This window comes from Roseovarius sp. EC-HK134 (assembly GCF_902498815.1).
Taxonomy (GTDB): Bacteria; Pseudomonadota; Alphaproteobacteria; order Rhodobacterales; family Rhodobacteraceae; genus Roseovarius; species Roseovarius mucosus_A.
Map to the genome: position 1 here is coordinate 462,190 of NZ_LR701544.1, position 13,102 is coordinate 475,291.

18 protein-coding genes and 2 pseudogenes are annotated in these 13,102 nt (G+C 62.7%); 12 read left to right on the forward strand and 8 right to left on the reverse strand.

The genetic code is table 11. The features are described from left to right. Nucleotides 1–5 precede the first annotated feature (5 nt). From rfbD to GC127_RS06180, 7 genes are all read left to right on the forward strand, one after another. Nucleotides 6–851, forward strand: a complete 846-nt coding sequence (gene rfbD, locus GC127_RS06150) for a dTDP-4-dehydrorhamnose reductase (RefSeq protein ID WP_151977047.1) — start codon at nucleotides 6–8, stop codon at nucleotides 849–851. Beyond that, nucleotides 848–1,741: a glucose-1-phosphate thymidylyltransferase RfbA gene (rfbA, locus tag GC127_RS06155; RefSeq protein WP_081506904.1), complete on the forward strand. Its 894-nt coding sequence runs from the start codon at nucleotides 848–850 to the stop codon at nucleotides 1,739–1,741. The genes rfbD and rfbA overlap by 4 nt, the downstream gene beginning before the upstream one ends. 3 nt (nucleotides 1,742–1,744) lie before the next feature. Continuing rightward, nucleotides 1,745–2,683, forward strand: a complete 939-nt coding sequence (locus GC127_RS06160) for a glycosyltransferase family 2 protein (RefSeq protein WP_151977049.1) — start codon at nucleotides 1,745–1,747, stop codon at nucleotides 2,681–2,683. An 80-nt stretch (nucleotides 2,684–2,763) separates the two neighbouring features. Then, nucleotides 2,764–3,372 carry a cob(I)yrinic acid a,c-diamide adenosyltransferase gene (gene cobO / locus GC127_RS06165; protein WP_008281618.1) on the forward strand — a complete coding sequence of 203 codons (609 nt, stop codon included), beginning with the start codon at nucleotides 2,764–2,766 and terminating at the stop codon, nucleotides 3,370–3,372. A 3-nt stretch (nucleotides 3,373–3,375) separates the two neighbouring features. After that, on the forward strand, nucleotides 3,376–3,723 hold the full coding sequence (locus GC127_RS06170) for a Lin0512 family protein (RefSeq protein ID WP_008281619.1): 348 nt from the start codon (nucleotides 3,376–3,378) through the stop codon (nucleotides 3,721–3,723). Next, nucleotides 3,720–4,085, forward strand: a complete 366-nt coding sequence (locus tag GC127_RS06175) for a Lin0512 family protein (protein WP_151977051.1) — start codon at nucleotides 3,720–3,722, stop codon at nucleotides 4,083–4,085. The genes GC127_RS06170 and GC127_RS06175 overlap by 4 nt, the downstream gene beginning before the upstream one ends. Nucleotides 4,086–4,187: 102 nt before the next feature. After that, nucleotides 4,188–4,955, forward strand: a complete 768-nt coding sequence (locus GC127_RS06180; protein WP_081506901.1) for an FCD domain-containing protein — start codon at nucleotides 4,188–4,190, stop codon at nucleotides 4,953–4,955. A 9-nt stretch (nucleotides 4,956–4,964) separates the two neighbouring features. On the opposite strand, the gene pqqE is transcribed toward GC127_RS06180, so the two are convergent. Genes pqqE through pqqA form a run of 5 tightly spaced genes read right to left on the reverse strand, consistent with a single transcriptional unit; the run spans nucleotide 4,965 to nucleotide 8,093 of the window. Next, complete coding sequence (gene pqqE / locus GC127_RS06185) at nucleotides 4,965–6,056, reverse strand: pyrroloquinoline quinone biosynthesis protein PqqE (protein WP_151977053.1); 1,092 nt, start codon at nucleotides 6,054–6,056, stop codon at nucleotides 4,965–4,967. A 1-nt stretch (nucleotide 6,057) separates the two neighbouring features. Continuing rightward, nucleotides 6,058–6,330: a pyrroloquinoline quinone biosynthesis peptide chaperone PqqD gene (pqqD, locus tag GC127_RS06190; protein WP_151977055.1), complete on the reverse strand. Its 273-nt coding sequence runs from the start codon at nucleotides 6,328–6,330 to the stop codon at nucleotides 6,058–6,060. Beyond that, on the reverse strand, nucleotides 6,327–7,076 hold the full coding sequence (gene pqqC, locus GC127_RS06195) for a pyrroloquinoline-quinone synthase PqqC (RefSeq protein ID WP_008281624.1): 750 nt from the start codon (nucleotides 7,074–7,076) through the stop codon (nucleotides 6,327–6,329). The genes pqqD and pqqC overlap by 4 nt, the downstream gene beginning before the upstream one ends. Then, nucleotides 7,073–7,966 (reverse strand): pyrroloquinoline quinone biosynthesis protein PqqB, encoded by an 894-nt coding sequence (gene pqqB / locus GC127_RS06200; RefSeq protein ID WP_151977057.1) that lies wholly within the window; start codon nucleotides 7,964–7,966, stop codon nucleotides 7,073–7,075. The genes pqqC and pqqB overlap by 4 nt, the downstream gene beginning before the upstream one ends. Before the next feature lie 31 nt (nucleotides 7,967–7,997). Beyond that, a complete protein-coding gene (gene pqqA, locus GC127_RS06205; protein ID WP_037298014.1) occupies nucleotides 7,998–8,093 on the reverse strand; it encodes a pyrroloquinoline quinone precursor peptide PqqA in 96 nt (31 codons plus the stop codon). 202 nt (nucleotides 8,094–8,295) lie between these two features. Here pqqA and GC127_RS06210 point away from each other — a divergent pair, with 202 nt between their 5' ends. From GC127_RS06210 to GC127_RS06220, 3 genes are read left to right on the forward strand one after another with little or no spacing between them, the layout of a single operon-like run. After that, entirely contained in the window at nucleotides 8,296–8,499 is a 204-nt protein-coding gene (locus tag GC127_RS06210) for a hypothetical protein (RefSeq protein ID WP_008281626.1), read from the forward strand. Beyond that, nucleotides 8,496–9,149, forward strand: coding sequence for a hypothetical protein (locus GC127_RS06215; protein WP_232279217.1), 654 nt, complete (start codon nucleotides 8,496–8,498; stop codon nucleotides 9,147–9,149). Before GC127_RS06210 ends, GC127_RS06215 begins: the two co-directional genes overlap by 4 nt. Continuing rightward, on the forward strand, nucleotides 9,146–9,493 hold the full coding sequence (locus GC127_RS06220; RefSeq protein ID WP_008281628.1) for a hypothetical protein: 348 nt from the start codon (nucleotides 9,146–9,148) through the stop codon (nucleotides 9,491–9,493). The genes GC127_RS06215 and GC127_RS06220 overlap by 4 nt, the downstream gene beginning before the upstream one ends. Before the next feature lie 6 nt (nucleotides 9,494–9,499). On the opposite strand, the gene GC127_RS06225 is transcribed toward GC127_RS06220, so the two are convergent. Next, entirely contained in the window at nucleotides 9,500–10,312 is an 813-nt protein-coding gene (locus GC127_RS06225; protein ID WP_254700017.1) for a quinoprotein dehydrogenase-associated SoxYZ-like carrier, read from the reverse strand. Nucleotides 10,313–10,411: 99 nt separating this feature from the next. On the opposite strand from GC127_RS06225, the gene GC127_RS06230 reads away from it, so the two are divergent. After that, complete coding sequence (locus tag GC127_RS06230) at nucleotides 10,412–11,443, forward strand: quinoprotein relay system zinc metallohydrolase 2 (protein WP_151977061.1); 1,032 nt, start codon at nucleotides 10,412–10,414, stop codon at nucleotides 11,441–11,443. Between the two features lie 6 nt (nucleotides 11,444–11,449). Here GC127_RS06230 and GC127_RS06235 read toward each other — a convergent pair whose 3' ends face one another. Further along, nucleotides 11,450–11,944, reverse strand: coding sequence for a hypothetical protein (locus tag GC127_RS06235; protein ID WP_151977062.1), 495 nt, complete (start codon nucleotides 11,942–11,944; stop codon nucleotides 11,450–11,452). 250 nt (nucleotides 11,945–12,194) lie between these two features. Between GC127_RS06235 and GC127_RS06240 the strand changes: the two are divergent. After that, nucleotides 12,195–12,320: pseudogene (locus tag GC127_RS06240) on the forward strand (S-(hydroxymethyl)glutathione dehydrogenase); the annotation flags it as partial. Here GC127_RS06240 and GC127_RS06245 read toward each other — a convergent pair. Further along, nucleotides 12,320–13,102 (reverse strand): annotated as a pseudogene (locus GC127_RS06245) (biotin/lipoyl-containing protein); the annotation flags it as partial. The pseudogenes GC127_RS06240 and GC127_RS06245 sit on opposite strands and share 1 nt — an antisense overlap.

Here is a 13,102-nt window from a genome sequence, read left to right on the forward strand (position 1 = left end):
GCGGAATGAGAATACTGGTTTTCGGTCGCACCGGGCAGGTGGCCACCGAGATACAGAGGCAGGCAGAGGTCACGGCGCTGGGCCGAGAGCTGGCGGACCTGTCCGACCCCATGGCCTGCGCCGAGGCGATCCGCGACCACGCGCCCGATCTGGTGATCAATGCCGCCGCTTACACGGCTGTGGACCGCGCCGAGAGCGAAGAGGATTTGGCGACGGTCATCAACGGGGTGGCACCGGGCGCGATGGCGCGGGCCTGTGCCAATCTGGGCATCCCGTTTTGTCATGTCTCGACCGATTACGTGTTTGACGGCAGTGGCGCGGCCCCGCGCGCGCCGTCTGATCCGGTGGCGCCCTGCAATGCCTATGGCCGCTCCAAGCTGGCAGGCGAAGAGGCGGTGCGCGCCGCAGGTGGCCAAGCCGCGATCTTGCGCACCTCTTGGGTATTTTCGGCGCATGGCGGCAACTTCGTGAAAACCATGCTGCGCCTGTCAGAGACGCGTGATGCGCTGAGCGTCGTCGATGATCAGATCGGCGGCCCGACCCCGGCGGCGGATATCGCGGCGGCGCTCTTGAGCATGGGGCGGGCGATGGTCGCGGGCCATGCGGGCGGGTTATACCATTTCAGCGGTGCGCCCGATGCGAGCTGGGCCGATTTCGCGCGTGAGATTTTTGCCCAAGCCGGGCGGGTGACGGTTGTGACAGGTATTCCCACCCGCGACTATCCGACCCCCGCCGCACGCCCGCAGAATTCCCGGCTTGATTGTGGATCGCTGGCGGCAGAGTTTGGCATCGGGCGGCCCGACTGGCGTGCGGGTCTGGCCCGCGTCCTGAAAGAACTGGAGCAAGCATGACCACGGCACGCAAGGGCATCGTTTTGGCGGGCGGATCGGGCACGCGGCTCTATCCGATCACCATGGGGCTGAGCAAGCAGCTGTTGCCGGTCTATGACAAGCCGATGATCTACTATCCGCTGACGGCGCTGATGCTGGCGGGTATCCGCGAGATTGCGATCATCACCACCCCGCAGGATCAGGCGCAGTTCCAACGCCTGCTGGGCGATGGCAGCCAATGGGGGCTGACATTCGAGTATATCGTGCAGCCCTCGCCGGATGGGCTCGCGCAGGCCTATCTGCTGGCAGAGGGGTTTTTGGGCGGGCAGGCCTCGGCGCTCGTGCTGGGCGACAATATTTTCTACGGTCACGGCTTGCCGCAGCAATTGGAGCGTGCCGCGCAGCAGGAAAAGGGCGGCACCGTTTTTGGCTACCGCGTGGCGGACCCCGAGCGCTATGGCGTGGTCGAGTTTGACGGTGCCGGGCGCGCGGTCTCGATCGTGGAAAAGCCGCAAGAGCCGAAATCCGATTTTGCCGTAACGGGGCTCTATTTTCTGGATGGTGAGGCGTCAGAGCGCGCCAAGGCTGTGCAACCCTCGGAGCGGGGCGAGTTGGAGATAACCGCGCTGCTGGAGATGTATTTGCGCGATGGTTTGCTTTCGGTCGAGATGATGGGGCGTGGCTATGCCTGGCTGGATACAGGGACACATGCCAGCCTGCTTGATGCAGGAAACTTCGTGCGCACGCTGGAACAGCGGCAGGGCCAGCAAGTTGGCTGCCCCGAAGAGATCGCCTATGACAAGGGTTGGATCGACGCGGCGGCGCTAGAGGCGCGTGTCGCGCTGTTCAAGAAAACTGATTACGGTGCCTATCTGGGGCGGCTGCTGCATGGTGGCCGGGTCAAGGGCTGAGGTATGGATGGGCCGCAGGCACCGCATGTCGTGATCCTGCTCGCCGTTTATAACGGTGGCGATTTCCTGTCCGATCAGTTGCAAAGCATCGCCCGGCAGACGCATGACGACTGGCAGGTTCTTGCCAGCGATGACGGGTCCAAGGACAGCAGCCGGAAGGTTCTTGAGGGGTTTGCGGCGACGCATCCCGTCACATGCCTGAGCGGGCCGGGTGCCGGGGCCGCGACGAATTTCCTGTCACTTATCCGCCAGACACCGGATCATGCGCCCGCCGGGCATTGGATGGCGTTTTGTGATCAAGACGATGTCTGGCTGCCAGACAAGCTCTCGCGCGGGATTACAGCGCTGGGCGCCACCGATGATCCGCGCCCGGCGCTTTATTGCAGCCGCACCTGGATCACGGATACCGCGCTTGGTGAGCGGCGGCTGTCGGCGGCGCGCCCGCGCCCGCCGTCCTTTCGCAATGCGTTGGTGCAGAATGTGGCCTCGGGCAATACCATCCTGCTTAATCCAGCGGCGGCACGGCTGGTCGAGGAGGCGGCGCAGAAAATCGAGCGTGTCGTGGTGCATGACTGGTGGGTGTATCAGCTTATCACCGGGGCGGGCGGGCGCGTGGTGCATGACGATACCCCCACGCTTTATTACCGGCAGCATGATGTGAACCAGATCGGGTCCAACGACACGCGGCTGGCGCGGTTGCGGCGTATCCGGCAATTGTTGCAGGGGCATTTCCGGGCTTGGAACGAGGTGAACATCGCGGCCTTGTCGCGGCTGGACGGGTATCTCACGCCGGAAAACCGGGCGATTCTGGCGGAATTTGCCGCCATGCGGCGGGGGCCGATGCCCGCGCGGCTGGCGCGGTTGTGGCGTCTGGGGCTGTATCGGCAGAGCCGGATCAGCACCTTTGCGCTTTGGGTGTCGCTGGTGTTGAACCGGATCTGAAGGCGGCGCAGAAAGGCCTTGCACGTCTGGGCCGGTCTGCGACACTCTGCCGGTCCCGAGACCCCGCCAAGGAGCCTGACATGACCGACGATCCCGACCGCCACGCGATGAAAATGGCCAAGAAAAAGGCCGCGCGCGATAAGATCATGGCGACCAAGACCGATCAAAAGGGGCTGATCATCGTTCATACCGGCAAGGGCAAGGGTAAATCCTCGGCGGCGTTTGGTATGATTTTTCGCTGCATTGCCCATGGCATGCCCTGCGCCGTGGTGCAGTTCATCAAAGGCGGCATGAGCACCGGCGAGCGCGATTTGATCCTGTCGAAATTCTCGGACGCCTGCGCCTTTCATACCATGGGCGAGGGGTTTACCTGGGAGACACAGGACCGCACCCGCGACACCGAAATGGCGCAAGCCGCATGGGCCAAGGCCAAGGAGTTGATCCGCGATGAGACCAACAAGATGGTCCTGCTCGATGAGATCAACATCGCGCTGCGCTACGATTATCTGGACATCAACGAGGTGGTGCAGTTTCTCGCCGAAGAAAAGCCGCATATGACCCATGTCGTGTTGACCGGGCGCAACGCCAAGGACGAGTTGATCGAGATTGCCGATCTGGTTACGGAAATGGAGCTGATCAAGCATCCGTTCCGGTCCGGTATCAAGGCGCAGATCGGGGTGGAGTTCTGAGCCATGGCGCGGACAAGATTATTGACCGAATTCGGCATGGGCACATCGCTGCGGCGGCAGGATTACACCGAGGCGGCGGCGCGGGCAGTGCGCGATGCGCTGTGGCACAATTCGATCAATCTGGCCGAGTTGTTTGGGTTCGAGAAGGCCGACATGCTGATTGATCTCGATATTGCCGTGCAGGCACCCGAAGAGGTGGATGTCGAGGTGTTGCGCGCGATATTTCCCTATGGGCAGGTGCGCGTGCAGGTGGCGCGGGGCGGATTGGACATTCCGCGCGCGGTGGGCAAGCCCACGGTGATCGCCAATGCCTGCATCTCGGTTTCATTCGACATGGAGGCCAAGGCATGAGCGCGCAGCGGTTCATTATCGAGATGGGCATGGGCAACGACCTGCATGGGATGGATTACCAAAAGGCCGCCGTGCGCGCGATCGAGGATGCGATCCGGCATTCTACGATCCCGATGTTCCTGAATACGCCGCTTGATCATCAGGAGATGGCGGTCAAGGTCACGGTGGGGGTGCAAGAGCCGGAGCGCGTTGATCCCGAGGCGCTGAAGGCGGGGTTGCCGCGTGGGCGTGCGACCGTCCAGGTGGTGTTTGGCGGGCAGAACGTGACCGATCCGGGCAGCGGTGAGACGCTGGTGATCGCGACGGCGGCGGTTGAGGCGTTCTTTCCGTCGCAAGCGGGGAAATGGGTGTTGGGGGCGTGATGGCACCCTCGCCCTTTTTCCTTAGACCCTGAGACCAAAGCACAGGCTTGCCGCCCTTTCGATGTGGTCATATGATCTGACCAATTCAGCAAGGGCGCGCGCATGCCATTTCAGAAAGTTACCCCCGAAAAACTCTCGACTGCCGTAACGCGGCAAATCGAAAAGCTCGTGTTGCAAGGCATTTTGCGTCCCGGTGAGCGGCTGCCTGCAGAGCGCGATCTGGCAGAGAAGTTGGGGGTGTCGCGCCCGTCCCTGCGCGAGGCGGTGGCGGAGTTGCAGGACAAGGGATTGCTGAGCGCGCGGGCAGGCGCGGGCATCTATGTTGCTGATGTGTTGGGCAGCGCCTTTTCTGATGCGCTGATCCGGCTTTTTGCCGAGCATGACGAGGCGGTATTTGACTATATCGGGTTTCGCCGCGATCTAGAGGGTCTGGCCGCCTGTCGCGCGGCGCGCCTTGCGTCGGATACCGATTTGCAGGTGATCCAGACGCTGATGGACAAGATGGAGGCGGCCCATAAAAAGACCAATCCGGCGGATGAGGCGCGGCTCGATGCCGAGTTTCACATGGCGATCATCGAGGCCAGCCATAATGTCATCATGCTGCACATGATGCGTTCGATGTTCCAGTTGCTGCGTGAGGGGGTGTTTTACAACCGTCAGGTGATGTTCAAACAGCGCACGACGCGCGGCGCGCTCTTGGATCAGCACCGCGCGATCAACGCCGCCATTCAGGCGCGCGATCCCGAGGCGGCGCGCGCGGCGGTCAACGATCATCTCAACTATGTGGAAAAGGCACTGGCCGACCAGCAAAAGGCGGATCGCAACGAGGCGATTGCCAAGCAGCGCTATGAGCACGAGCAATCGCGGTAGACACGGTGTCTAAAGCGGCGTTTTCTCCATCACCCGCCATGAGAGGTCTGCGTCAGACTGGCCCGAGAAATCCTCGGCCAGAGAGCGCATTTGCGCGTGGTGGGGGGATTTGATGCAGACCGGATCGGTTGCCGCCGGATCGCCCGCAATCGCCATGGCCTGACAGCGGCAGCCACCGAAATCAATCGTCTTGCGCTCGCAGGAACGGCAGGGCTCCTGCATCCAGTCTGTGCCGCGAAAGGCGTTGAAGGCTGCGCCGTTGTGCCAGATATCGGCCAAGGGCCGGTCGCGCACATTGTCGAAGGTGAGCGTCTTGATCGTCTGCGCCGCGTGGCAGGGCAAGACCAGCCCATCAGGGGCTACGTTGAGGCCGGTTGTGGCCCAGCCACCCATGCAGGTCTTGGGATAATCGGCGTGATAATCGGCGGGCACATAATCGATCACCAGACGCCCCTTGAGGGCGGCGCGCGCCTCGGCGACGATGCGACTGGCCTCGCGGGCCTGCGCGCGGTCAGGCATGAGCGCGCCACGGTTCAGCATGGCCCAGCCGTGGAATTGCACGGTCGCCACCTCGATCCGGCGCGCACCCATGTCTTGCGCCATTTCAATCGCGCGGGGCAGTTGGTGCATGTTGCCGCGATGCATGACGAAATTGAGCGTGAGCGGAAAGCCGATGGCGGCGATCCATTTGGCCACCTGCATCTTGCGGTCAAAGCCGCCCTTGTAGCCGCCGATGCGGTCGGCCATTTCGGCATCGGTGCCTTGGAGCGACAGTTGGATATGGTCGAGGCCCGCGTCATCGAGCGCAGCCAGACGTTTCTCGGTCAGGCCAATGCCGGAGGTGATGAGGTTGGTATAGAGGCCCGCGTCACGCGCGGCCTTGATCAGCTCTTCTAGATCGCGGCGCGAGGCGGGTTCGCCACCCGAAAGGTGAAGTTGCAGCACACCCAAGTGAGCTGCCTGTTGAAAGACCGATACCCAGTCGGCGGTGCCGAGTTCCGTTTCCCGTGCGGTCAGTTCCACCGGGTTGGAGCAATAGGGGCACGAGAGCGGGCAACGGTGCGTGAGTTCCGCCAACATGGCGATTGGGGGATTGGCCATTTCAGCGCATCTCCAGAAAGCGCCGCTCGGCCAAACCTTGCAGGAATTCGGCACTGTCGCGGGTGACATCGTCAAGCGGCGCGTTGTACGTGGCGGCGAGATCGGCGGTGAGCGCACCAAAGCTTTGCACCCCGTCCACCCGGCTAAGAATGGCGTGACCGATGGGATCGAGCCGCACGGCGCGTTCGGGGGCCAAAAGCACCCAATCCTCGCGCACCCGGTCATAATGCAGGCGCACGCCGCGCGGCAGATGGGGGATGCTGTTGGGGGTCATGCCGCGCCTTTGGCGAGCAGCCCCTCACCGGGGTGCCATGCGCCCGGCGGGATACGCGCGGGGTCGACATAGGCGGAAGAGAGGGCGTCAAGCTGCGACCAGAGCACATCGGTCTTGAAGGTCAGTGCGGCAGCGGCGGCATCCTGTTTTTCGGTGGTATCGGCGCGGTCGAGCACCCATTTGAGGCCAAAGGCCACATCCTTGGGTGCCTCTTTCAGGCGGTTGCGGAAATAGGCGAGGCTGCTGTCATCGGCAAAGGCGTAGTTGGCCAAAAGCCCCTCGATGCGCTGGGCATGGATCTTGGGCGCGAACAGCTCTGTCAGAGAGGCGGCAACCGCCTCGAGCAGCGGTTTCTCGCGAACAAAGGCGACATAGGCATCAACCGCAAAGCGGGTCGCGGGCAGCACGCCTTGGGCAGAGGCCACGTAATCGGGATCAAGCCCGACCGCTTGGGCAAGGCGCAGCCAGCGGCGAATCCCGCCCTCATTCTCGGCGGTGCCATCGTGATCCTCGATCCGCGAGCGCCAGATGCGGCGCAAGTCGGGGTCGTCGACCCGGCTGAGAAAGGCGGCATCCTTCATCGGGATGCGGGATTGATAATAGTAGCGGTTGATGACCCACGCGCGCACCTGATCGGGGGTGCAGTGGCCGCCGTGAAGCATGTGATGAAACGGGTGGCGGTCGTGATAGCGCTCTGCCCCGATCTGGCGCAAGCGGGCCTCAAAAGCGTCGCGGGTTGGGGTCATGCGGTGATCTCCATGCCGTCCTGTCCAATCGTCCAGCCGGCCGATTCGGCCTCGGCACGCTCGGATGCGTCGGGGCGCAGAACAGGGTTCGAGTTGTTCATATGGACGTAGATTTTGCGCCCGATCCCCAGATCGCGCAAGGCGGCAATCGAGCCGTCGGGGCCGCTCATCGAGATATGGCCCATGCGACGCCCGGTTTTCTGGCTGAGGCCCATGGTGATCATCTCGTCGTCGCGCCAGAGCGTGCCGTCAAAAAATACCATGTCAGCACCCCGCAGGCGTGCGGCAAGCCGGTCGGTGACAGCAGCGCAGCCGGGAATATAAAAGATGTTGCGGCCCTCAGCCTCAAGATGCACGCCGGTGGTCTGTTCGCCCTCCAGATCGGTTTGCACGGTCTCGCCCTCAAGATAGAGCGGCACCTTGCCGGGCACGGCAAAGAGTGTCGCGGTGAGGCCGGGCAGCAGGGGCAATGGTTGATTAAGGGCAATGGGCACGCGCGGCACCCGAGCGGGATCAACCGCCTGCATCAATGGGTTGTCGGCCAGAACGCCATGAATTTCGCCGGTGGCATAGAGGGTGAAGGGCTGCTGTTCCCGCAAGCTGAGGAGCCCCGCCACGTGATCTATATCGCCGTTCGTAAGCAGCACGCCCGCGATCGGCGTATCGCGCAGGCTGCGCGGATGAAGTGCCGGATTAGCTGCGAGTTGCGCGCGAATGTCTGGGGAAGCGTTTAAAACAACCCAACGTACCCCATCCGTTGTCACGGCAAGGGATGACTGGGTTGAGGCAGGGATCTTACCGTCTCGGGCAAGATTGCAATTCTCGCAGCCACAATTCCACTGTGGCAAGCCACCGCCGGCCGCAGCGCCTAGTATCAGAGCCTTAAACACCTGTTACCTCGCTGCGACCAGTCGGGATATTTCAGAACAGGACGCCGTCGCCTTCTTGGGCGGGGCCGTACATGTTGATTTCCATTCCACAGTTCAGTTCACGCAGAACCGGCTTGCTCCATGCCATCGTCTATCCTCCTCTTAGATGTGGTCGATAGCTTTAATAGATATTCCGATCCCAGACATGTCAACTTTGCCGTAGTCTTAGAGACCTACGACTTTAGTGCAATCAGGGGATGAGGGGCTTGTGTCGCAGGCTGGACCTGAGTGACACTTAGCCCATATCTGGGCATGTGGCGGCGAGGCCGACAAAGTGCAGGAGTAGGATCATGATCGAGCTGTTGTTTGTGGCCTGTCTGGCGCGTCAGCCAGAGATTTGTGAAGAGCGGGCGTTTCAATATACCGACCGGACAGCGCGGGGGTGTATGGCCGAGGCGATACCAGAATTGAGCAAATGGGCGGCGACGCATCCGCGCTGGCGCATTGCGCGCTGGTCGTGTCAGCCCCTAGGCGGGGCGAGGACGCGGGCGTGAGACGCAAAGTATCCGGGATTTTTCTAGGCCTGATGTTGGCGGTTGGTCCGGTTTTGGCGGGGACGGCCCATGAGGGCTATGATCTGATTTTTCGCACCGGCACCCTTGAAGACTTCGCGCCGGGGGATGCGCTGCATTACCAAAGCGAGACCGAGAACGCAGCCGCACCGCCCGAGGCGCAAGGCGCGCAGGGCTACGATCTGCGGATCGAAGAGGGCGGCACAGCGCGGTTGATGCGGGTTTTGGACACCGGACAGCAGCCTGTTGCCGGGTTCGATGCCACGGTGGGCAATCCGATGGCGATGTTCTTTCTCGAACGGCTGGTGCGCGATCTGGCGCAGGCCACGGGCGGCAGCACTTTCTATATCCGCAACCGGATCAAGGAATCGCTTTTGGCGCCGGTGGGGATTTCGCCGGTGCAAGTGACTTGGCAAGGAAAGGACCACGCCGGGCAAGAGGTGCTGCTGGCGCCGTTTGTCGGGGATGCCAATGCCGCGCGATTGGGCCCCTTTGCCGAATTGCAGGTGGTGTTCGAGGTGTCAGAGACGGTGCCCGGCTGGTATCACTCGATGCGCGCCGAGACGCCTGAGCGCGACAGTGGCGGACGCTATTTTAGCTCAACGCTGGCGCTGTCGGAGACCGAAGAATGAGGTGTCTGGCGATCTTGCTTTGTCTGTTTCCCACGATGGGGCTGGCGCAGAGCGTGGCGGACCAGCTTAACGACTATCCAACCGAGGCGCGCGCGGATTACGTCTTTGGCTGCATGGCGGCAAATGGAAACACGCGCGAAATGCTCCGGCGCTGCTCTTGTTCCATCGACGAGATTGCCGCGATCTTGCCCTACAAGGATTATGTCTCGGCTGAGACAGTTCTGGCGCTGCGTCAGGGCAACGGCGAGCGCATGTCGATGTTCAAGGCAGGGCCGGTGAGCGAGGGGATTGTTGCCGACCTACGCCGTGCGCAGGCGGAAGCCGAGATCATTTGCTTCAAGTAAGCGGCATCAGGAGGCGCTGGCCTTGGGCAGCACCTCTTCAAACACATTGCCCTCTGTATCTTCGGCGCGGATGCGCAGATCGGGCGTGCCGTTGTCTGTATAGCTAAAGCGGAACACCGGGTCCTCGGAGATGGAAATGCCACCTGTCAGGGAAAAGAGCATCTCGTCACCCTGCCAGACGGTCAGATCCTGAATGAAATGCGCCGGCACGAAAAGCTGGGTGATCTGGTCGCGTTGCAGGCCCGAGTAATTGGGGTGGCGGATCATCAATTGCGCATCGCGACGGCTGCCGATCTGCACCGGCGCACTATCGAAATGGCGCAGACGCATTTCGCCCATATGGGCAAGCGCCACCTCGGGATCGCGGGTGGCGGGGGCGGCACAGCCACCCGCGGCCTTGACGAACCGCCCGTCGAGATAGCTGGCGCTGGCGGTTTCGGCAATGACGCGCAGATTGGAATAGGCGTTGACGCGCACCCGTGCCTCAAAGCTGAGCGGGGCCATGGCAGGGCCAAATTTGATTTCAGCAGCAAGCGGAGCCGGGTTTTCATCGACCACGATCTTGAGCGTGGTGATCGGCCCCACGCTCTGATCGGTTTGGGTGACGACCACGGGCACGGTGGCCGCGTCATGGGCGCGGTAGGGCGCATCGACGGCAAAGACCGCACCGGGGCTGAGTGCCTTATTTGCGTCGAGAATGTCGGCGCGCAGATAGTCCCATGTCTCGCCATCTTGCAGCGGGTTGCGCGGCTCTTCGGCAAGGGCTGCGGTGCCGAGCGTCAGGCTCAGGCAAAGGGCGGTCAGGGGAAATCGGGTCATCTGGGCCTCCGGATCGGGCATACTCGCACTATTGGACAGTATCACGGATCGGATGCGGGTTGTATCAACCTTTGGTAGCAGTTTTGCGCGGAGTCCGAGATGTTCGAGATCGTTCTGAGCCTCTGTCTGTTGGCCAATCCCGAGACTTGCGAGACCCGGCTTTTGCCGGTGGGGGCTGTGGATTGCGCGCAGGCGCTGGCGCGGGCCGAAGAGATCGTACCGGAGTGGGGTGACGCGCTCTTGGCGGGGCCGTTCGACTGTGTGGAGAGGCCCAATAGCGGGATGGCGTTCGCGCAGATAGCGCCGGGCGTCTTTGTGCATCGCGGGCAAGTGGCAGATGTGACGCCGGACAATCTGGGCGATGTGGCCAATATCGGATTCATCATCGGGGAGGACAGCGTTGCGGTGATTGATGCAGGCGGTAGCCGTGCCGTGGGCGAGGCGGTTTATCTGGCAGTGCGGCAGATCACCGAGAAGCCGATTTCGCATCTGATCCTGACCCATATGCACCCCGATCATGTGATGGGGGCTGAGGTGCTGATCGAGGCGGGGGCGCAGGTTGTCGGGCATCGCAAGCTGGGGCAGGCGCTGGCGGCGCGGGCCGAAACCTATGAGACCAGCTTTGCCCGGCTGATGGGGGCAGGGTTCATCGGCAGCCGGGTTCCAACGGTGGGCGAAGGGATCGCAGACCGGGCCGAAATTGATCTGGGGGGCCGTATGCTGGATCTGGTGGCTTGGGAGACCGCACATAGCGAGAGCGATGTGACCGTGTTCGATCGGCAAACAGCGACGCTCTTTACCGGCGATTTGGTGTTCGACGCGCACAGCCCCGCGCTTGATGGCTCGGTTCTAGGATGGTTGCGGGTGCTTGAGGCGATGGGTGCGCCCGCGCCTGCGCGCATCGTGCCGGGGCATGGCGGGCCGGTGCTGGAGTGGCCTGAGGGGGTCGTGGATTTGCGGCGTTATCTGGAGGTCTTGCGCGATGAGACGCGGGCGGCGGTGTCGCAAGGTCTGCGCCTTGGCGAGGCGATTGAGACGGTTGGACAAAGCGAGGCGGCGCGCTGGGCGCTCTTTGATCTTTTCCACCCGCGCAATGTGACGGCGGCCTTTACCGAGCTGGAATGGGAGTGACGCGCCTTAGTCGGAGACGTGCGCCGCCAGAATCTGCGCCAGTGCATAAAGCCGCTTTTCTAACAGGACCGGCGTTTCACAGGCATAGGTCAGCGACCGGCGGCGATCATCAAACACGCGCGCGCGCCAATCAAGATCCTCTTCCAATTGGTCGATGCGGTCGAAGTCGGGGCTCTCGGCTTTGGTGAGCGTGGCGATTTCACCGCGCAGCGCTTCGATTTCCTCGGCCATGCGCGCCTGATTGCGGGCGTAGCGGGTGATACCGCCCATGATCTCGCCCCGGCGCTGATTGAGGCGGTCAAACACGTCAGAGAAGATTGCGGTGTAGTCGTCCTTGGTCAGATTCGGCGTGGCGTCGACCGCTGATTCGGCCTCTTCCAGGGTGAGTCGGCGCAGCGCGAGCTGTTCTGCCAGCCGCGCGGCTTCGGGCGAGAGAACCGGCGCGGCGGCCTGATTCTCAGGCGGATGGGGCCACATCACCGCCGCAGAAAGTGTATCCACGCGCCGCTGAATGCAGGGCCACTCGGGGTCATTCAATCCTGCGGCGAAAACTGGAGATAATCCAGTAATAACAATGGCTAAGGCGGCAATAACTGGTCTCATCCCGTCCTCTACGACTAAGGTCTTACTGAGTTATGGCGTAATCTTGGCACATATTGTCACAGGATGAAACAGGCTGGTTTGAAAAGTATTTTTGACGTCAAATCGCCTAAAGGTTGTATCCTCCGGGATGCAAGGGAGGACAGACTGAATGCGCACACGTGCTGCGGTTGCGGTTGAGGCAGGCCGCCCGATGGAGATCATGGAGGTGAACCTTGAGGGTCCGAAGGCGGGCGAGGTTCTGGTGGAGATCAAGGCGACGGGCCTGTGCCACACCGGCGCTTGGGCGGGGGCGGCAGCAGCGGCGGGGGCCTGTGTGGCGGCGGCTGCGGCGCGGGCCACATCCTCTTTCATCACGCGGCCATGACGGCCCGAACCCTGCACCTGATCGCGGCTAAGACCGGCCTCGGCCATGGCCTTTTTCGCGGCGGGGGCGTCCTCGACATCCTTGCCACTTGCGGCGGCAGGCGCTGCGGCCTCTTCAGCCTTGGCGGCGGCGGCAGGGGCGGCGGCACCGGACGACAGGATCGCAAGTTTGCCACCGGCCTGCACGGTCGTGCCCTCAGCGGCGAGGATTTCGGTCAGCGTGCCCGCGGCGGGGGCAGGCACCTCGACCGACACCTTGTCGGTTTCCAGCTCGCAGAGCATCTCGTCGGCGGCCACCTGATCGCCGACCTTCTTGAACCATGTCGACACGGTCGCCTCGGTCACGCTCTCGCCCAAGGTGGGCACCATCACGTCAACGCTGCTGCCGGTGTCGGCGCTGTCACTCTTGGCGGGTTTCTCGGCCTTGTCGGCCTTGGCGGGGGCGGCTTTGGCCTCGCCTGCGGAAATGGTGGCAAGCAGCGCATCGACGCCGACGGTCGTGCCCTCTTGGGCCACGATCTCGCCCATGGTGCCAGCGGCGGGGCTTGGCACCTCGACCGTTACCTTGTCGGTTTCCAATTCGCACAGCATCTCGTCGGCGGCGACGGGATCGCCGGGTTTCTTGAACCATGTGGCGACGGTCGCCTCGGTCACGGATTCGCCAAGGGTGGGGACGCGGACTTCGGTGGTCAT